At 69.9% G+C, this 18,686-nt stretch carries 17 protein-coding genes; 13 read left to right on the top strand and 4 right to left on the bottom strand.

Annotated features, from left to right (window positions below; genetic code table 11):
* On the top strand, positions 1-1,083 hold the full coding sequence (locus tag MTE01_RS09545; RefSeq protein ID WP_103207539.1) for an ABC transporter permease: 1,083 nt from the start codon (positions 1-3) through the stop codon (positions 1,081-1,083).
* Positions 1,080-2,771: a dipeptide ABC transporter ATP-binding protein gene (locus MTE01_RS09550; protein WP_141377129.1), complete on the top strand. Its 1,692-nt coding sequence runs from the start codon at positions 1,080-1,082 to the stop codon at positions 2,769-2,771. Before MTE01_RS09545 ends, MTE01_RS09550 begins: the two co-directional genes overlap by 4 nt.
* A gap of 51 nt (positions 2,772-2,822) precedes the next feature.
* Here MTE01_RS09550 and MTE01_RS09555 read toward each other — a convergent pair whose 3' ends face one another.
* Positions 2,823-3,923 carry a hypothetical protein gene (locus MTE01_RS09555; protein ID WP_141377131.1) on the bottom strand — a complete coding sequence of 367 codons (1,101 nt, stop codon included), beginning with the start codon at positions 3,921-3,923 and terminating at the stop codon, positions 2,823-2,825.
* Complete coding sequence (locus MTE01_RS09560; RefSeq protein ID WP_246078178.1) at positions 3,920-5,041, bottom strand: hypothetical protein; 1,122 nt, start codon at positions 5,039-5,041, stop codon at positions 3,920-3,922. The genes MTE01_RS09555 and MTE01_RS09560 overlap by 4 nt, the downstream gene beginning before the upstream one ends.
* A gap of 223 nt (positions 5,042-5,264) precedes the next feature.
* Here MTE01_RS09560 and rpsF point away from each other — a divergent pair, with 223 nt between their 5' ends.
* The 10 genes from rpsF (at position 5,265) to MTE01_RS09610 (ending at position 12,792) form a co-directional block, all read left to right on the top strand.
* Positions 5,265-5,657: a 30S ribosomal protein S6 gene (gene rpsF / locus MTE01_RS09565; protein WP_058622540.1), complete on the top strand. Its 393-nt coding sequence runs from the start codon at positions 5,265-5,267 to the stop codon at positions 5,655-5,657.
* Positions 5,658-5,662: 5 nt separating this feature from the next.
* The gene (locus MTE01_RS09570) at positions 5,663-6,187 is read left to right on the top strand and encodes a single-stranded DNA-binding protein (protein ID WP_103207547.1); all 525 of its coding nucleotides are present in this window, start codon (positions 5,663-5,665) and stop codon (positions 6,185-6,187) included.
* A gap of 101 nt (positions 6,188-6,288) precedes the next feature.
* The gene (gene rpsR / locus MTE01_RS09575) at positions 6,289-6,543 is read left to right on the top strand and encodes a 30S ribosomal protein S18 (protein WP_055832386.1); all 255 of its coding nucleotides are present in this window, start codon (positions 6,289-6,291) and stop codon (positions 6,541-6,543) included.
* 10 nt (positions 6,544-6,553) lie between these two features.
* Complete coding sequence (gene rplI, locus MTE01_RS09580; RefSeq protein WP_103207550.1) at positions 6,554-7,006, top strand: 50S ribosomal protein L9; 453 nt, start codon at positions 6,554-6,556, stop codon at positions 7,004-7,006.
* Positions 7,007-7,107: 101 nt separating this feature from the next.
* Positions 7,108-8,478, top strand: a complete 1,371-nt coding sequence (locus MTE01_RS09585; RefSeq protein ID WP_218026347.1) for an adenosylhomocysteinase — start codon at positions 7,108-7,110, stop codon at positions 8,476-8,478.
* Entirely contained in the window at positions 8,475-9,779 is a 1,305-nt protein-coding gene (locus MTE01_RS09590) for an amidohydrolase family protein (RefSeq protein WP_371861610.1), read from the top strand. The genes MTE01_RS09585 and MTE01_RS09590 overlap by 4 nt, the downstream gene beginning before the upstream one ends.
* Positions 9,769-10,200: a cupin domain-containing protein gene (locus MTE01_RS09595; protein ID WP_141377135.1), complete on the top strand. Its 432-nt coding sequence runs from the start codon at positions 9,769-9,771 to the stop codon at positions 10,198-10,200. Before MTE01_RS09590 ends, MTE01_RS09595 begins: the two co-directional genes overlap by 11 nt.
* Positions 10,201-10,314: 114 nt before the next feature.
* Positions 10,315-11,181, top strand: a complete 867-nt coding sequence (locus MTE01_RS09600) for an ABC transporter substrate-binding protein (RefSeq protein WP_246078181.1) — start codon at positions 10,315-10,317, stop codon at positions 11,179-11,181.
* A gap of 4 nt (positions 11,182-11,185) precedes the next feature.
* Positions 11,186-12,052 (top strand): amino acid ABC transporter permease, encoded by an 867-nt coding sequence (locus tag MTE01_RS09605; protein ID WP_116239675.1) that lies wholly within the window; start codon positions 11,186-11,188, stop codon positions 12,050-12,052.
* A complete protein-coding gene (locus tag MTE01_RS09610; protein ID WP_141377139.1) occupies positions 12,049-12,792 on the top strand; it encodes an amino acid ABC transporter ATP-binding protein in 744 nt (247 codons plus the stop codon). The genes MTE01_RS09605 and MTE01_RS09610 overlap by 4 nt, the downstream gene beginning before the upstream one ends.
* 235 nt (positions 12,793-13,027) lie before the next feature.
* Here the strand turns inward: MTE01_RS09610 and MTE01_RS09615 are convergent, their stop codons facing one another.
* A complete protein-coding gene (locus tag MTE01_RS09615; protein ID WP_141377141.1) occupies positions 13,028-14,770 on the bottom strand; it encodes a chaplin family protein in 1,743 nt (580 codons plus the stop codon).
* Positions 14,771-14,848: 78 nt separating this feature from the next.
* Positions 14,849-15,868: a hypothetical protein gene (locus tag MTE01_RS09620; protein WP_141377144.1), complete on the bottom strand. Its 1,020-nt coding sequence runs from the start codon at positions 15,866-15,868 to the stop codon at positions 14,849-14,851.
* Positions 15,869-16,492: 624 nt separating this feature from the next.
* On the opposite strand from MTE01_RS09620, the gene dnaB reads away from it, so the two are divergent.
* Positions 16,493-17,860, top strand: coding sequence for a replicative DNA helicase (gene dnaB, locus MTE01_RS09625; protein WP_103207564.1), 1,368 nt, complete (start codon positions 16,493-16,495; stop codon positions 17,858-17,860).
* Positions 17,861-18,686: the final 826 nt, after the last annotated feature.

The raw sequence follows: 18,686 nt of genomic DNA on the forward strand, positions 1-18,686 counted from the left end.
ATGTCGGATGCCGCGACCCCCACCCTCTCCGACGACAGCGTGACCGTGCGCAAGGTGCCCCTGCGCGACCGCCTGCCGGTGATCTCGCACCTTCGCCGCAGCGTCGGCCTGCAGCGCACCATGCTGGTGCTCGGCCTCGTCATCACCGCCGTCTTCCTCCTGACGGCGTTGTTCGCCCCGCTGCTGGCGCCCTACGGGTTCGCGCAGCAGGAGGCCGACGGCGTCAAGTTCGGCACGCAGCAGGCGCCCAGCGCGATGAACCTGCTCGGCACGACCGTCGGCGGATACGACGTGCTCTCGCGCGTGATCTGGGGAGCGCAGACCGCGCTGCTCGTGATCCTGTGCGCGATCGCGTTCTCGATCTTCCTCGGCATCTTCCTGGGGCTCGTCGGCGGCTACTTCGGGGGCTGGCTCGACCGCATCCTCGTGGTGCTGTGCGACGCGATCTACGCCTTCCCCTCGCTGCTGCTCGCGATCGTCATGTCGATCGCGATCACGAAGGGCCAGTCGACGCTCTGGGGCGGCATCCTCGCCACCGCCATCTCGATCACGGTGGTCTTCGTCCCGCAGTACTTCCGCGTGATCCGCGCCGAGGTGGTGCGCGTCAAGGCCGAGCCGTTCGTCGAGTCGGCGCGCGTGATCGGCGTGCCGACCGGTCGGATCCTGCTCCGCCACGTGCTGCGCAACTCGACACGGTCACTGCCGGTCGTCGTGACCCTCAACGCCTCCGAGGCGCTGCTGACCCTCGCGGGCCTCGGCTTCCTCGGCTTCGGCATCGAGGCCACCGCCGCCGCCGAGTGGGGTTACGACCTCAACCGTTCGGTGAGCGACGTCACCAGTGGCATCTGGTGGACCGCCATCCCGCCGGGAGTCGCGATCGTGCTCGCCGTGCTCGGCATCACCCTCGTCGGCGAGAGCCTCAACGACCTCAGCGATCCGCGTCTGCGCACCCGCCGCCGCGCCGGTCGCGCGCCCGCCCCGGTCACCGCGGTCGATCCGTCGACGGCTCCCGCCGCGGCTCGCGCCACGGCCGATCCCGCCGGGCCCCCGGCATCCGCCCCCTCCGATGGGAGCCCCTCATGACCGGCACCACCGCCCCCGTCGCCCGGATCGACGACCTGCGCGTCACCTTCGCCACCGACGGTGAGCCGGTCTCGGCGATCAACGGGATCTCGCTCGAAGCCCATGCCGGCGAAGTGCTCGCGATCGTCGGCGAGTCGGGCTCGGGCAAGACCGTCACCGCGAACACGCTGCTGGGGCTGCTGCCCGAGACGGCGACGCTTTTGGGCGCGGTGATCGTGCGCGGCCGCGACGGCGACCAGACCGATATCGTGCACGCGACCCGCGCGCAGCTGCGTGCCATGCGCGGGCGCGACGCCGCGATGGTGTTCCAGGAGCCCTCGACCGCGTTGAACCCGGTCTACACCGTGGGCTGGCAGATCGCCGAGGGCCTGCGCGCCCACGAGAAGCTGTCGAAGGCCGAGGCGAAGGTCAAGGCCGTCGACATCCTGCGACGTGTCGGCATCCCCGATCCCGAGAAGCGCGTCGACGACTATCCGCACCAGTTCTCGGGCGGGCAGAAGCAGCGCGTCGTCATCGCGATGGCGCTCGTGCTCAATGCCGGGCTCATCATCGCCGACGAGCCGACCACGGCTCTCGACGTGACGGTGCAGGCCGAGATCCTCGATCTGCTGCGCACGTGTCGCGACGAGTTCGGCGCGACGATCGTGCTCATCACCCACAACATGGGCGTCGTGGCCGACCTCGCCGACCGCGTGATCGTGATGTACCGCGGTGACATCGTCGAGCAGGCTCCGGTGCGCGAGCTGTTCGCCGCCCCGCGGCAGGCGTACACGCGCGAGCTGCTGGCCGCCGTGCCGCACGTCGGCCGCGGCAAGAGCGCTCGTCAGTCTCTCGAGACCGCGGCACCGACCTCGCCGCCCGAGGGCAGCCTGGTCGTCGCCGAGAAGGTCGAGATCGGGTACCCGGGCCGCTTCGGTTCATCGGGGGTCGTCGCCGTGAAGGGCGTCGACTTCTGGATCGGGCCGGGCGAGGTGCTCGGCCTGGTGGGCGAATCGGGCTCGGGCAAGACGACGATCGGTCGCGCGATGGTCGGGCTGACCTCCGTCGTCGGCGGGTCGCTGAAGGTGCTCGGCACCGAGATGCGCGGCGCGAAGCCCCGCGCGCTCGCCAAGACCCGCCCCGACATCGGGTTCGTCTTCCAAGACCCGGCCACGAGCTTCAACCCGTTGCTCACGATCGCGGAGTGCATCGCCGAGCCGCTCGTCGTGCACCGTCGCGTCTCGGGAGCCCGCGCGGCGCGCACTCGCGTGAACGAACTCCTGGATGCCGTGCAGCTGCCGACCGCGTTCGGCGACCGCTACCCGCATGAGCTGTCGGGCGGTCAGCGTCAGCGCGCCTCGCTCGCCCGCGCCCTCGCGCTCGACCCCAAGCTGCTGATCGCCGACGAGCCGACGTCGGCGCTCGACGTGTCGGTGCAGGCGCGCGTGCTGCAGCTGTTCGCGCAGTTGCAGGCGGAGTTCGGCTTCGCGTGTCTGTTCATCAGTCACGACCTGGCCGTCGTCGACGAGGTCGCCGACCGCGTCGTCGTGCTGCAGCAGGGTGTGATCCGCGAGCAGGGCACGACCGTCCAGGTGCTCACCGAGCCGCGCGACGACTACACCAAGCGCCTGCTGGTGTCGCTGCCCGTGCCCGACCCGGTCGAGCAGCAGAGCCGTCGTGAGCTCTGGCGGTCGACCCGGGGGGTCTGACCGCAGCCGCCGTGTTCCCGGGCCCGCCCCGTGCGGGCTCGGGGACGGCGTTCACCGTCCGAACGCGAGCGACAGCATCCAGAATCCGCCGAAGACGACCAGCACCGCGACGGATATCCACGGGATTCCGCGCTTGAGCCGCCGCCCCTCGCGGGCGACGCCGGCGGGCGGCGGGGTGAGCAACGGCACGCTCCGAGCTGCGGCGCCGGATGCCGCGGGGCCCGTGGCGGCGGCCCCCGACGACGAATCCCCGAGCCGGTCGTCGCGCCACCGCGCCCACTGTGCGAGCTTCTCGTCGATCGCGTCGACGGTGGCGAACAACCATCGCCAGGTGGCGGGGTCGAGGGTCGACAGGTCGCGCTTGGCGTAGAGGAACAGCCAGTCGTCGACGATCTCGACGTCGAGCGCCGCGGCGTTGTCGACGAACCGCGCCATGACGTCGGGGGTGAACAGGTACAGCGCGTCGCGCTCGTACCCCTCCGGGCAGTACAGCGCGAAGTGCCGGTCGAAATCGCCCTCGAGGCTCAGCCGCTGGCCGCGGCCGAGCGTGATCGGCAGGTTCGAGCCGCCGAACAGACCGTTGTTGCCCACGGCATCCAGCACGATATGGGGGAGCGGGGTGTCGAGCCGCAGCGCGACGTAGCCCCAGCGGTGCGTCTGCTTGCTCTTTCCCGACCCGGTCTCGTATGTGTAGTTGGCCACCTCGAGAGAGCGCGGCTGCTTGCGCCGCATCACGTCGTGCAGCTCCTGGTTGCGGCCGAGGTCGAAGATCATCCCCGGGCGTCGTGGGTGGGAGAATCCCGGATGCCATGTCATGCCGTTCGCGCTCGCGAAGAGGCTCAGCCGGTAGCGGCGTGCCGCGGCCCCGCCGACCCCGCGGATGATCGCCCAGGCCAGGAATCCGACGATGGCGAGGACGAGCACGAAGGGCAGGAGCGCGACGGGATTGCCGCTGCCGCGCGCGAACGCGTTCGTGACGATCGTCGCCAGCGTCGGGACGACGATGAGTGCGCCCACGATCCCCACGAACGCGAACACGATGATCGTGAACGCACGGCTCCGCAGCATGCCTTTCTCGCGCAGAGCCTTGCTGAAGGCGCGGACCTTCGCGCGATCGATCGGCTGGGTCAGGGCGGTGGTGTCGACGGTCATGACGACTGCGCCAAGAAGATGAGGAAGCCGACCGCGAAGAGCACGACCGGGACGACGACGAAGGCCCCCGCGACGACGAGCAGCGCGATGAGCCACGCGTTGCTGCGCTTCAACCGCTGGCCTGCAGGCGCGACCCCGACGGGTGCGGGGGTGAACGCGAGGGGAGCAGGTGCAGGTGCAGCTGCCGGACTCGCGGATGCCGCCGCCCCGGGCAGGGTCGGCAGAGCCGTGGGGGCACTCGCCCGCAGCGTGTCGTCGCGCCACCGCCCCCACTGATCGAGCTTGTCGATCAGGGCCGAGACGACCGCGAACGCCCAGGCCCACCGGGTCGGGTCGAGGGTCGAGAGCTCGTCGGGGGAGTAGAGGAACATCCAGTCGTCGACGATCTCGACCTCAAGCGCCGAGGCGTTGTCGACGAATCGCGCCATGACGTCGGGCGTGAAGAGGTAGAGCGCGTCGCGCTCGTAGCCCGCGGGGCACGACAGGTGGAAGTACCTGTCGAAGTCGCCCTCGAGGCTCAGGCGCTGCCCCCGCTCCCACACGCCGAGTTTCACGCCGTTGCCCACGGCATCCAGAACGATATGAGGAAGAGGCACGTCGAGCCGGATCGCGATGTATCCCCACCGCGAGGTGTGCGTGTTCCTGCCGTCGCTCGTCGTGTACGCGTAGTTGCCGATCTCGACGAACCGCGGCTCACTCCCGCGCAGGATGTCGTAGCCGGTGCGGTCGCCGCCGATTCCGAACAGCACTCCGGGCAGCGGGGGAGCGGGCACCGAGGGGACGTACTCCATGCCCACGTCGCGGCTGAATCCCGCGAGGCGCCAGCGGCGGTCCTCCTGGGTGCGCTGGGCCTTCTGACCGAGGAACCACGCCAGAGCCAGCCCGCCCAGACCCAGCGCGATCGGAAAGAGGAACAGGATGCCGAGGATGAACGACCCCTCGCGAAGGAACGGCGACAGCACGGCGGCGAGCACGACGATGACGACCCCCACACCGCCGATCAGCGCGAACGCGACCGCGTACGCCGCGACGGCGGCGCCCGTGCCCGGGAGGCGTCCGGCGCTGCGCAACTGCGCGGTGAACGCCTTCGCGGCCCGCGGGTCGGGCGGCGTCAGCAACGCCCGTGCGTCGAATGGTCGGATCCCTGCCATGCGGCCCCCCGCCGTCGTCTGGTCACGTCCACGCTACCGATGTCGGATTCCGTGGGGCCACCGGCATCCGTTAGACTACGAAGGTTGTCCGGCTGCGCCCATGCGCGTGTAACCCCGTGACGACGTGCTACACACCCTCCTGCTGCCGGGAAATGCCCGTCAGCCGTTCTAGTCCGAAGGAGGTGGGTTAGTGACGCACCAGTACGAACTCATGGTCATCTTCGATCCCGAGGTCGACGAGCGCCAGGTCGCTCCGAAGCTCGACGGATTCCTCAAGGTCATCACGGCCGATGGAGGAACCATCGACAAGATCGACATCTGGGGCCGCCGTCGTCTCGCCTACGAGATCCGCAAGAAGAACGAGGGCATCTACGCCGTCGTCAACTTCGTCGCGACCAGCGAGGCCACGAACGAGCTCGATCGTCAGCTGAAGCTGAACGAGCAGATCATGCGCACCAAGGTCCTCCGTGCCGAAGAGGCGATCGCTCAGGTCGCCGCCGAGGCCAAGCGCTCCGAGGAGAAGGCCGCCCGCAAGGCTGCCGCTCCCCGCAAGGTCGAGTCCGCCGAGAAGGCTGCGAAGTAACGACGATGGCCGGCGAAACCGTCATCACCGTTGTGGGCAACCTCACGGCCGACCCCGAGCTGCGGTACACGCAGAACGGGCTGCCGGTCGCGAACTTCACCATCGCGTCGACTCCCCGCACGTTCGACCGTCAGGCGAACGAGTGGAAAGACGGCGAGGCGCTGTTCCTGCGCGCCTCGGTGTGGCGCGAATTCGCCGAGCACGTCGCCGGTTCGCTGACGAAGGGCAGCCGTGTCATCGCGACCGGTCGCCTGAAGCAGCGTTCCTACCAGGACCGCGAGGGCAACAACCGCACCTCCATCGAACTCGAAGTCGATGAGATCGGCCCCTCGCTCCGCTACGCGACCGCCCAGGTCACCCGAGCCGCCGGTGGCGGTAACGGTGGCGGCGGTGGCGGTCAGCGCGCGCAGGTGCAGCAGTCGAACGACGAGCCGTGGTCGACCCCCGGCTCGAACAACGGCGGCGGCAACAACAGCGGCGCTGACGCGTGGAGCACTCCCGGCTCCTACGGCGACGACACCCCGTTCTGATCTTCGCCCCGCTCTCGAGCGAGACGACCCCCGAAATTCCGGATGCCATGCCCCGGTCCTCGTGACCGGAACGGCGTCCGAACCACACGAAAGAAGGAAGCATGGCTGGAAAGGCCACTGGCGACCGCCGCAAGCCGCGGAAGGGTGCGAAGAACGCAGCCCCCGCGAAGGCGATCCGCGTCGGCGTCATCGACTACAAGGACGTCCCCACCCTCCGCAAGTTCATCTCGGAGCGCGGCAAGATCCGCGCCCGTCGTATCACCGGTGTCTCCGTGCAGGAGCAGCGTCTGATCGCCCGCGCCATCAAGAACGCGCGCGAGATGGCTCTTCTGCCCTACGCCGGCGCCGGCCGCTAAGGAGCACCCGATGGCAAAGCTGATTCTCACGAATGAGGTCACCGGGCTCGGTAGCGCCGGTGATGTTGTCGAGGTCAAGAACGGGTACGCCCGTAACTACCTCATCCCGCAGGGCTTCGCCGTGTCGTGGAGCCGTGGTGGCGAGAAGCAGGTCGCGTCGATCCGCGCCGCTCGCGAGTCCCGCGCGATCCACGACCACGAAGACGCCGTGGCCCTGAAGAACTCGCTCGAGTCGAACACCGTCAAGCTCGCCGTCAAGGCCGGCAACGAGGGTCGTCTCTTCGGTTCGGTCAAGCCCGCCGATGTCGCCGACGCCGTCAAGGCCGCCGGTCTCGGTGAGCTCGACAAGCGCAAGATCCAGATCACCTCGGCGATCAAGTCGGTCGGCGAGCACGAGGCGACCGTTCGCCTGCGTGACGACGTCACCGCCGTGATCACCCTCCAGGTGGTCGCCGCGAAGTAATTCGCGACGCACGATCCGGCCCCGCTCCTGCTTCGGCAGGGCGGGGCCGTTTCGTGTGCGGGGGAGCGAGGGCGGGACGCCGTGACCCTAGGCTGAGTGCCGTGACCGACCCTCGCGCACCCGAGCGCATCGTCCGGCGCTTCGCGCGCGCGTCGAACCTCATGATCGCCGGACGCCCGTTCGCGGCGACCGGGGTCGGCGCCGATGCCCTGACGCAGCTGCTGGCCCGGCTCGGTGGCATCCCGAGCCCGTCTCCGACGCCGGGGCGCGTCGAGTTCGACCTGGATGCCGAGCTCGTGCTGCTCGACGGAGAGCCGCTGCCCCAACGCGGCGACGCCGCCGGGCGCATCGCGTTCGCCCGCGAGCACATGCCCGTGGCCGCGGCCCTCGCCGAGAGGCTCGACCTGTCCGGCCTGCGGGTGGGCGTGGCCATGGTGCTCGAACCGAAGACCGCGGTGCTGTCGCTCCTGCTGCGCGAGCGGGGGGCCGCGGTGTCGGTGTACGCGCACCCCGACGAGACCGATGTGGCGGTTGCAGATGAGCTCCGAGCTCGCGGTTTCGCCGTGACGGCCGACCCGGGGCTCGCGGGCACCGCGGAGCGCGCGGCGGCGCTGACCTTCCTCCGCGCGGGGCTCGACGTGCTGCTCGACGACGGCGCGCACCTCATCCGCCTCGCGCACGAAGACGACCCGGCGTTGGTCGACGGGTGGATCGGGGCGTGCGAAGAGACGACGAGCGGCCTCACGCCCCTTCGTCGGATGCAGGATGCCGGCACCCTCCGCTGCGCCGTGATGGCCGTCAACGACGCCCGCACCAAGACGATGTTCGACAACCGCTACGGCACGGGGCAGTCGTGTGTGTTCGCGATCGCCGATCTGCTCGAGGAGCGGGGGATCGCACTCACCGATCAGCCCGCGCTCGTGCTGGGCTACGGGCCCGTCGGCCGGGGAGTCGCCGCGCACCTGCGCGCGCTCGGGGCCGAGGTGCGCGTTGCCGAGACCGACCCCGTGCGGGCGCTCGAGGCACGGCACGACGGATTCGCCACCGGCCGGGCGGTCGAGCTGGCCGGGGGAGCGCTGGTGGTCTCGGCGACCGGCGTCCCCGCAACGGTGACACCCGAGATCGCCGCTGTCGCGCGTGTGATCGCGGTCGCCGGAGGAGTGCCGGGCGAGGTGTCGGGCAGCGGCGATGCGCTCGTTCTCGGGGGAGGGGGAGCGGTGAACATCACCGCCGCCGAGGGCAACCCGATCGAGATCATGGACCTGTCGTTCGCGGTGCAGCTCGCGGCCCTGGGCGAGCTGCTGAGTCGGCGGCCCGGGCCCGGCGTGCACGCCCTCGGAACCGACATCGACGACCTCGTCGCCCGGACCGCGCTGGCCGTGCGGGGCGCCGACATCGACCCGCCGCGCGCGCTCGACCTCGACGGCGTCGATGACTGGCGTTCCCCGCGTTATCGGGAGTCGCGCTCGTGAACGTCGTGCTGTACTCGGCTTCGCTCGTCGTCCCCGTGACCGCACCGCCCATCCCCGGCGGGGCGATCGCGGTGGCGGGAGGTCGCATCCGCCACGTCGGCGACCGCGAGTGGGTGCGCCACGAGCTGCGCGCGCGCGGCATCGCCTTCGACGAGGTGCACTGGCCGGGGGTGCTGACCCCGGGGCTCGTGAACGCGCACGCGCATCTGCAGTACACGGGCATGGCCGAGGTGGGGCGCGGCTCGTACGCCGGATTCGACGACTGGGACGACGCGTTCACCCCGGTCTATCGCGCCGGTCACGACTGGGCGGCGGATGCCAGGGCCGGGGCGCTCGCGATGATCGCGGCCGGCACGACGGCGGTGGCCGACATCGTCACCGACGTCGAGGCGGCCTCGGCGCTGCACGACGCTCGCCTGCACGGCATCACCTACTGGGAGGTGATGAGCTGGACGAACGCGGCGTGGGCCGAGCGCGGTCGAGCAGAGGTGGAGGCGCGGCTCGACGCGATGCCCTCACCCCCGGGCACGGGGCTGTCGCCGCACGCGCCGTACTCCCTCGACGTCGAGCCGCTCCTCGAGATCCCCGACATCGTGCGCGAGCGGGGGAGCCGGCTGCACCTGCACCTCGGCGAAGCGGCCTTCGAGCGCGAGCACGGCGAGGCGGTGCCCTGGCAGCTGCACCGACCAGCGAGTTTCCGAGCATTGCGCGACGAGGGCTTCGGCACGGGGGCGACGGAGTTCGTCGACGAGCTCGGTGTGCTGGGCCCCGACTGCCACATCGCGCACGGCGTCTACATGACCGCCCGCGATCGGGCGATCCTGCGGGCGCGAGGCACGTCGGTAGCCCTCTGCCCGCGCTCGAACGCGGTCATCGGGCTCGACGAGCCGCCGGTCGCGGCGTACCTGCTCGAGGGCAACGCGCTCGCCGTGGGCACCGACTCGCTGGCATCCAGCCCCTCGCTCGATCTGCTGGCCGACGTGTCGGCGCTGCACCGGCTGGCGCGGGCGCAGGGCTACGCGAACCGCGACCTCTCGGAGCTGCTGCTGCGCGCGGCGACCCTCGGTGGAGCGCACGCCATGGGGCTCGACACGGGCCCCGCCCGCACCGGGTACCTCGCCGTGGGCGCGGTGGCGGATCTGGCGTTCTTCGACGTGCCGGTGTCGCAGGTCGATGACACCATCGAGCACCTCGTCGTCGCCGGCGAGGGGAGCGCGGCCGCGACCTTCATCGACGGCGAGGTGCGCTCGGCATCCGCCGCCTTCACCCGAGAGACCGGAGTATCCGCCGATGACCGTTGAGCGTCCCGCCACCGCCGTCCTGCTCGATCTCGAACCGCACGCCGAGGGCGGATGGTTCCGGCGCATGTGGACGGGCGGCGTCGAGGTCGAGACCCCCGCGGGCACGCGGCCCGCGGCCACCTGCATCCACTACCTGCTGACCCCGGGGGAAGAGAGCGCCTGGCACGTCGTGACGAGCGACGAAGTGTGGCTCTGGCACGGCCCGGGCACGCTCGAGCTGTCGCTCGGGGGAGACGGCGAACAGCCCGGTACCGCGCGCACGGTCACCCTCGGGCCCGATCTCGCCGCCGGTCACGTGCTGCAGCACACGGTGCCCGCGGGCGTCTGGCAGGCGGCTCGACCGGCAGGCGACACGGAGGTCGTGGTCAGTTGCGTGGTCTCTCCCGGCTTCAGCTTCGCCGACTGGCGCCTCGCCGAGTAGCCGCGTCCCGTGTCGCCAGGTTTCACCGGCGACATCCCCTGAAACATGCGCTCGGTACGCTGTGCACATCACAGCACTCCGGGGATGACCCCGATACGTCCACGAGGAGACATCGTGACCGCTTCCGCACGCCTGCGCCGCGTCGCCGCCCTGACCGCCGTCGCCGCCGCCACGCTCGTCACGCTGACGGCCTGCGCCTTCGCCCCGACCGGATCCGACGCCGGTTCCGCCCCCGCGACCGAGGGCGCCCTGCAGACCGTCGCCGCGGGCAAGCTCACCATCGCCACCGGCGAGCCCGCCTTCTCGCCGTGGGTCGAGAACGACGACCCCGCGTCGTGCGAGGGCTTCGAGGCCGCCGTCTCGTGCGCCGTCGCCGAGAAGCTCGGCTTCTCGAAGGACGACATCGTGTGGGTCCGCTCGAACTTCGACAGCGCGATCGCCCCCGGCCCGAAGGACTGGGATATGAACGTGCAGCAGTTCTCGATCACCGACCAGCGCAAGCAGGCCGTCGACTTCTCGTCGCCGTACTACACGACCACCCAGGCGGTCGTCACCACGGGCACCTCGCCCGCCGCCTCGGCCACGACCGTCGCCGAGCTGAAGAACATCCCCGTGGGCGTCATGAGCGCCACCACCAGCTACCAGGTGGCCGCCGACCAGCTCGGCACCGGCAAGCTCAGCGTCTTCAACTCGAACGACGACGCCGTCGCCGCCCTGCAGTCGGGCCAGGTCGACGCGATCGTCGTCGACCTGCCGACCGCGTTCTACCTCGCCGGGGCCGTTCTCGACAACGGCAAGGTCGTGGGTCAGCTGCCCGACTCCTCGGCCGGCGGCGACGAGCTCGCCTACGTGCTGCCCAAGGGCTCGGCGCTGACCACTCCCGTCAGCGACGCGGTCGACGCGCTCAAGGCCGACGGCACGCTCGACGAGCTGCAGCAGAAGTGGCTCGGCGGCACCTCCGCCGCCCCCGTGCTGAAGTAACTCCGTGGCATCCACCTCTTCCGACACCGCGTGGCGGCCGAGCGAGCTCGAACTCGGGCGGCGCGCCACGCGGCGTCAGCAGTCGACGAAGTCGGTGCTGATCGCCCTGGTCAGCTCGGTCGTCTTCGTCGTGGTCGTCGGGTGGGCGATCCTGTCGAGCCCCGGCTGGGAAGACGTGCGCCGCAGCTTCTTCGACCTCGACATCGCGCTCAAGAGCTTCCCCTCGATCCTCGCGGGGCTGTGGGTCAACATCCAGGTGCTCATCGTCGCCGCGCTCGCCGTGGCCGTGCTCGGGACGACCCTCGCGGTGCTGCGGTCGCTGCGGGGGCCGGTGTTCTTTCCCCTGCGCGCCCTGGCTACGATCTACACCGACCTGTTCCGCGGCATCCCCCTGCTGATCGTGCTGTACCTGGTGGGCTTCGGTCTGCCGGCCCTGGGTGTCTTCGGGCGCGTGCCGGTCGTGCTGTGGGGAACCATCGCGATCGTGCTGACCTACTCGGCGTACATCGCCGAGGTGCTGCGTGCGGGCATGGAGGCCGTGCACCCCTCGCAGCGGGTCGCGGCCCGCTCGATGGGTCTGACGCACGGGCAGACGCTGCGGATCGTCGTCATCCCCCAGGGCGTGCGCAAGGTCGTGCCGGCGCTCATGAACGACTTCGTGTCGATGCAGAAAGACGTCGGCCTCATCTCGGTGCTCGGAGCGGTGGATGCCGTGCGCGCGGCGCAGATCTCGGCGGCGGAGTACTACAACTTCACGCCGTACATCGTCGCGGCGCTGTTGTTCGTGGCCATGGCGCTGCCGATGATCCGCCTCACCGACTACGTCTCGGCGCGGTTGGCCAAGCGCGAGCAGATGGGCGGAATCGTATGAGCGTGCTCGACGTCCGCGCGGTGCGGAAGGCGTTCGGCGACCACGTCGTGCTCGACGGCATCGACCTCGACATCGCGAAGCACGAGGTGGTCGTGTTGATCGGTGCCTCGGGTTCGGGCAAGTCGACCCTGCTGCGCACCATCAACCTCATCGAGCGCGTCGACGACGGCCAGATCCTGCTCAACGGCGACGACCTGACCGATCCGACCATCGACCAGGATTCTGCCCGCTCGCGCATCGGCGTGGTGTTCCAGCACTTCAACCTCTTTCCGCACCTGCGCGTGATCGACAACGTCACGCTGGCCGCGCGCAAAGTGCACGGGATGCCGAAGGCCGAGGCCTACGCGCGCGGCACCGAACTGCTCGAGCAACTGGGCCTCGGCGCGAAGGCGCGCGAGTTCCCCGACCGGCTGTCGGGCGGTCAGCAGCAGCGCGTCGCGATCGTGCGCGCCGTGATGACCGACCCCGAGCTGCTGCTGCTCGACGAGATCACCTCGGCCCTCGACCCCCAGCTGGTGGGCGAGGTGCTCGACCTGGTGCGGGTGCTGCGCGACCGCGGGTCGACCATGCTCATGGCCACGCACGAGATGTCGTTCGCGCGCGAGGTGGCCGACCGCATCGTGTTCATGAAGGGCGGCAAGATCGTCGAGCAGGGCACGCCCGCGCAGATGTTCGATGCCCCGCAGAAGCCCGAGACGATCGCGTTCCTCGAGCGCGAGAGGCGCGGCGGGGCGCTGTAACGCGTGTGCTTCAGAGGGTGTGGGGCGTGTTCCGTGCATCGGGGCGCGCAACTGACGCCCCCGTGCACGCTCCGCGCCCCCACGTCCGGGATCTGACGGTGCGAGGCACGCGACCCTGAGCTCGTCGAGGGGTTCGGGACCCGCGCTCGAACCCCGTCCCGGGCACGCCGCGACACCGGATGCCGGCCCGAGGGCGTGGCATCCGGTGTCGCGTTCTGTGGGCGAACGCTCCTGGTCAGGCGACCGAGCGGCGGCGACGCAGCAGCAGACCGGCTCCGAGGAGCAGGGTCAGCAGGCCGACGATGCCGAGCCCGGCGGCCATCGAGCCGTCCGTTCCCGTCACGGCGAGGGCGCCGCGAGCGTTGTTCGATCCGGTGGCAGCGAGGGCGCTGACCGAGCCGAGCGAGGCGAGCGAGCCGGTCACGGTGACAGTGCCGTTGGTGCCGTTGGTGCCGTTCGTTCCGTCAGTGCCGTTCGTTCCCGGGGTTCCGGGCGTTCCGGGGGTTCCGGGCGTTCCGGGCGTTCCGGGCGTTCCGGGCGTGCCGGGGGTTCCCGGGGTGCCGGGGGTACCGGGCGTTCCCGGGGTTCCGGGCGTTCCGGGCGTGGTGGGCGTTCCGGTGGTGGAGTCGGTGGTGGTGCTGTCACCGATCACCGAGACCGCGTTGCCGCCGATGGTGACGGGGATGGTGATCGGCAGACCGATGATGTTGCCGCCGCCGATGCTGCCCGTGCCGTCGGTGCTGGTGCCGCCGGTCGAGCCGGTGGTGCCGCCGGTGGTGGTGGCGTTCTCGGAGGTGCTGTCGCCGATGCCCGAGACCGCGTTGCCGCCGACCGTGATGGGCACGCCCACCGGGAGGCCGATGACGTTGCCGCCGAGGATGCCGTCGTTGCCGTCGGTGCTGGTGTTACCCGTTCCGCCAGTGGTGGTGCCGCCGGTGGTGTCAGCGCCGTCGGTGACGCTGTCGCCGATGCCCGAGACGGCGTTGCCGCCGATGGTGACGGGGATGCCGACCGGGAGGCCGATGATGTTGCCGCCGCCGATGTCGTCGGTTCCGTCGGTGGAGGTGTTGCCCGTGCCGGTCGAGCCGGTGGTGCCGCCGGTGGTGTCAGCGCCGTCGGTGACGCTGTCGCCGATGCCCGAGACGGCGTTGCCGCCGATGGTGACGGGGATGCCGACCGGGAGGCCCACGACGTTGCCGCCGCCGATGCCGTCCGTGCCGTCGGTGAGGCTGCCCCCGGTCGAGCCGGTGCCGCCCGTGGTGCCGCCAGTGGTGTCGGCGCCGTTCGAGACGCTGTCACCGACCACCGAGACCGCGTTGCCCCCGATGGTGACGGGCAGGCCGACCGGAGCGTCGACGACGTTGCCGCCGAGGATGCCGTCGGTGCCGTCGGTGAGAGTGGCGCCGCCGGTCGAGCCGGAGGTGCTGCCGCCGGTGGTGGCCGCATCGTCGGTGCTGGTGTCGCCGATCACCGAGACCGCGTTGCCGCCGACCGTGACCGGAGCATCGATCGAGATGACGCCCTGGTTGCCGCCGGCGACGCTGTCGCTGCCGTCGGTGCTGCTGCCAGCCGCGGGGGCGGCAGCTTCGGTCGCGGGCGCCGAGGTGCCGGCATCCGTGCTGTTGCTGTCTCCGACGAGCGAGACGGCGTTGCCGCCGACCGTCACGGGAACGTCGATCGACACGAGCCCCTGGTTGCCCGAGCCCACGCCGTCGCTGCCATCGGTGATGGTGACGGGTGCGGGAGCGGGGGCCGCGGGAGCGGAGGTGTCGGCGCCGTCGCTGCTGCTGTCTCCGAGCACCGAGACGGCGTTGCCGCCGACGGTGACCGGGAGGTTCACCGAGACACCGACCTGGTCGCCCGAGAGCAGACCGTCGACGCCCGAGGTGTCTGCGGCATTGGCGATGCCGGCTCCGAGGACGGCGAGGCCGCCTCCGACGAGCGTGCCCAGAAGGACACGCGAGTAGATCTTGCGCATGAGAGTTTCTCCTGTAGATGAATGAGGGTGCGCGAAAGCGCGGGGTCGTCTGCCGTGCGATGCACGGTGCGACCGTCCTCAGTCAGGAGAGACGTCGGTGCCGAAGACCGGGGTGCCGGGCAGGTCGTCGTCGACGACGGTGCGGCGGTCGAGAAGAAGCGGGGCGGCGAAGAGCTTGCCGCTGTCGGCGGTGGCGGCGTTCGCGCCCCCCGCGCCGGAGTTTCCGGATGCCGACGAGCTCGAGCCCGTGCTCGCGCCGAGGACTCCGGCGAGGTCGTCGTCGCCCGGCGGGGTGGAGGGGGCGCCCTGCGCGGCCGCGACGGCGACGGAGACCGCGCCGGTCGCGGTGGCGTCGAACAGCGTCGCCGCCCCGCCCGAGGGGGCCGTGCGGGACGACGACGGAGCGGGGGAGGGATCCGCCGACAGGATGCCGGCGACGACCGCTGTCGCACCGTCCGCTGCCTCGGCCGAGAGGGGTTCGGCGGGCACGATGCCGGGGATCGGGGTGGCGGTGTCACCACCCGGAGCCGTCGGAACGCCCGGGGTCACGGGGATCACGGGGGAGATCGGGGGGAGGGTGCCGACGATCACGGGGAGCGCGGAGTCGACCGCGTCGGTGACTCCCGAGATGAGCTCGTCGAGCCCGACGGTGTGCACAACGTCTCCGACGACGGGGACCGTCTGAACGGTTTCGACGACGGGGGTGACGACGTCACCGACGACTCCTGAACCGGCGACGTCGGTGACCACGTCTCCCACGGTGTCCACGGTGCCGCCGACGGTCGAATCCGCTGTCGAGACGACCTCGGAGACGGTTGCCGTGGTGGTCGTGACGACCTCGGCCACGGGGGCGGGTGCCACGTCGGTGACGACCTGTGTCACGGGAGCGACCGTCTCGGTGACGTGCTCGACCGTGGGAGCGACGACGGTTCCGACGACCTCGTCGACGGTGTCGGTGACCTGGTTGACCGTCGAGCCGACGGCGCCGAGCAGGCCACCCGAGCCGTCGTCGGCGGAAGCGGGAGAGGCCGAAAGGGCAACGGAGAGAGCTGCTGCTCCGAGGGCGGTGGACGCGCCGATGAGGAGCAGCCGCAGCATGCGCGGTGCCCCCCGACCGGACGCGTTCTCCATGATTCGCCCCCCAAAGGTGAATCTCCGAATCTCTTGGGCGGCGACGCTACGCCCGTCTTCACCCGGGTGAAAGGGGCTTGGTGAAATCTAAGTAGTTTTCGGGAGACCGCCAGATGACGGGCGACACGCCGGACGGTGAAGAAAAACTTGACAGCGGGGGCTCCGGGTCGGTACGCCATCGGCGAGTTATCCCCCGAGTTGTACACATGTGCATGCCCCTAGCAGCAACCTTCAACGTTCACTTCACACGGGATTTCCCCAGGAAAACTGTGGATAGATAAATGCCCGGTCAGAGGCGTAAACACGCCCGATATTCGTATCCATCCACCGAGTTCTCCACAGCACTTGTGCACAGAGATGGCGGCGTTTCCCGCAGTCTGTCCACAGAGTTATCCACAGGCTCGTTTGCGTGTGGGGAGAGTGGTATCTAGCGTGGGTGCAGCCCCTCGGGCAGCCCTCTCACCGTGCCGTCCGCGTCAACGTCGGAACTTGGTGATCTGATGCTGCCGAGGCCGCCCCGAGCCCCGTTTCCGCGAACGCTTCACGCGCGCGCGAGGCCCGGCCAGGGGTGCCCGAACTGAAGGAGAGCCCGTGTCGATCGCCGATATCGCCGAAGAACGTCTCGGAAAAGCGCCGCGCCCCGAGCGCACGCCCCCGCACGACACGCTGGCCGAGCAGAGCGCGTTGGGCGGCATGCTGCTGTCGAAAGACGCCGTCGCCGATGTGATCGAAAGTCTCCGCGGTCCCGACTTCTACGTGCCCAAGCACGAGCTGATCTTCGAGGCCATCCTCACCCTCTACTCGCACGGGGAGCCCACCGACGTGGTGGCCGTCACCGACGAGCTGATCAAGACGGGCGAGCTGCAGCGCGCCGGGGGAGCGGACTACCTGCACACCCTCACCTCGATCGTGCCGACCGCCGCCAACGCCGGCTACTACGCGTCGATCGTCGCCGAGCGCGCCATGCTGCGCCGCCTGGTCGAGGCCGGCACGCGCATCGTGCAGATGGGCTACGCCGGCGAGGGCGACCCGGTCGAGCTCGTCAACAGCGCCCAGGCCGAGATCTACAACGTCTCGGGCGACGACAGCGCCGAGGACTACATCCCCCTGACGACGGCGGTGGATGCCGCGGTCGAAGAGATCGAGGCCGCTCGCGGTCGCGACGGGTCGATGACGGGCATTCCCACCGGCTTCGCCGGCCTCGACCAGCTGACCAACGGTCTGCACCCCGGCCAGATGATCGTGCTCGCCGCGCGCCCCGCCATGGGTAAGTCGACGCTCGCGCTCGACTTCGCCCGCGCCGCCGCCATCAAGTCGAACGCCCCGTGCATCTTCTTCTCGCTCGAAATGGGTCGCAGCGAGATCGCCATGCGCCTGCTCAGCGCCGAGGGCCAGATCCCCCTGCAGAGCATGCGCAAGGGAACCCTCGACTCGCGCGACTGGACCACGGTGGCCTCCACCCGCGGTCGTATCAACGACGCACCCCTCTACATCGACGACAGCCCCAACATGACGCTCGTCGAGATCCGCGCGAAGTGCCGTCGCCTGAAGCAGCGCGAGGGTCTGAAGATGGTCGTCATCGACTACCTGCAGCTGCTCACCAGCGGTAAGCGCGTCGAGTCGCGTCAGCAAGAGGTCAGTGAGTTCTCGCGTGCGCTGAAGCTGATGGCGAAGGAGCTGCAGGTTCCGGTCATCGCGCTGTCGCAGCTGAACCGTGGTGCCGAGCAGCGCGCCGATAAGAAGCCGGCCCTGAGCGACCTGCGTGAGTCGGGCTCGATCGAGCAGGATGCCGACATGGTGGTGCTGCTGCATCGCGAGGCGGCGTACGAGAAGGATTCACCGCGCGCCGGCGAGGCGGATCTGATTGTCGCGAAGCACCGTAACGGTCCGACGGACACGATCACGGTGGCGTTCCAGGGGCACTACTCGCGGTTCACGGATATGGCGCCGGGAATGTAGTTCATCCGGCTGTAGGTGCGCCGTGCAGTTGACGGCTCACGCGGCCGACGTTCATCAGTATGCGGTGTTCGAGTCGACGCCGCCGAGCACGCCGTGAACGGCCGCAGCGTCGGTTCGGGATCGAGCCCTTCGAGGGGTGTGGGAACGTGTCCCCCGAATGGCGGGTGCCGGAGCGCGGTCGGCATCGATAGCCTCCGAATGAACTCGAGTGGGGGTCTTGAGTCAAGCGTGGCCCACGACGAGATCTTTGGGGGACGGCGAAGGATGGCGTCACGAGTTGTCCAATGCCTATGGGGGGCGAGGGAGGAAACGATGCAAGAAAAGCTTGTGCAGCCAGTGGCGATACAAGAGGGAGCCATCTTCCGCGTGCGCCTCTGGGTCCCCCCATCCGCAGACGGCTTCGCGTGGCAAGTGGACGACTGGGAACTGACCAACGGTGATCTTGACCAAGCCCTGAGGTGGGCTGATGAGCATGCCCAGGGAAACCCGTACGAACTCTTCGTACGGGCAGGATCACTCGACTTCTGCCGCCTCTGAGGCAAGCCGGCTGACGGTGGTGGCACTGAAGAAACCATTATTCTTCGCACCGACTCGACCCGTGAATGAAGGAGAGGCACAGAGATGTCCGCACTGACATTCCCAACCGCCCGCGCCGTGTGACGCGCCGCCGCAGAATCGCGGCCGCACCCCAACCAGAGCCGAACCAGGAATCGGCTTGGATATCAGAGAACCCGCTTCCGGAAGGCGTCACCATGACGTCCACCGGGGATGGCGCTGAGCTGACCTTCTCGTTCGATAAGTATGACGCGCGACCTGTGTCGGGCAG

The sequence above is a fragment of the Microbacterium testaceum genome (genome assembly GCF_006539145.1).
In the GTDB taxonomy this organism is placed as follows: domain Bacteria; phylum Actinomycetota; class Actinomycetes; order Actinomycetales; family Microbacteriaceae; genus Microbacterium; species Microbacterium testaceum.

Excerpts from the sequence above, each read along its gene's own strand:
- MTE01_RS09545 (WP_103207539.1), top strand. The coding sequence starts at position 1 with ATGTCGGATGCCGCGACCCCCACCCTCTCCGACGACAGCGTGACCGTG.
- MTE01_RS09550 (WP_141377129.1), top strand. The coding sequence starts at position 1,080 with ATGACCGGCACCACCGCCCCCGTCGCCCGGATCGACGACCTGCGCGTC.
- MTE01_RS09555 (WP_141377131.1), bottom strand. The coding sequence starts at position 3,923 with ATGACCGTCGACACCACCGCCCTGACCCAGCCGATCGATCGCGCGAAG.
- MTE01_RS09570 (WP_103207547.1), top strand. The coding sequence starts at position 5,663 with ATGGCCGGCGAAACCGTCATCACCGTTGTGGGCAACCTCACGGCCGAC.
- rpsR (WP_055832386.1), top strand. The coding sequence starts at position 6,289 with ATGGCTGGAAAGGCCACTGGCGACCGCCGCAAGCCGCGGAAGGGTGCG.
- rplI (WP_103207550.1), top strand. The coding sequence starts at position 6,554 with ATGGCAAAGCTGATTCTCACGAATGAGGTCACCGGGCTCGGTAGCGCC.
- MTE01_RS09595 (WP_141377135.1), top strand. The coding sequence starts at position 9,769 with ATGACCGTTGAGCGTCCCGCCACCGCCGTCCTGCTCGATCTCGAACCG.
- MTE01_RS09610 (WP_141377139.1), top strand. The coding sequence starts at position 12,049 with ATGAGCGTGCTCGACGTCCGCGCGGTGCGGAAGGCGTTCGGCGACCAC.
- MTE01_RS09615 (WP_141377141.1), bottom strand. The coding sequence starts at position 14,770 with ATGCGCAAGATCTACTCGCGTGTCCTTCTGGGCACGCTCGTCGGAGGC.
- MTE01_RS09620 (WP_141377144.1), bottom strand. The coding sequence starts at position 15,868 with ATGCTGCGGCTGCTCCTCATCGGCGCGTCCACCGCCCTCGGAGCAGCA.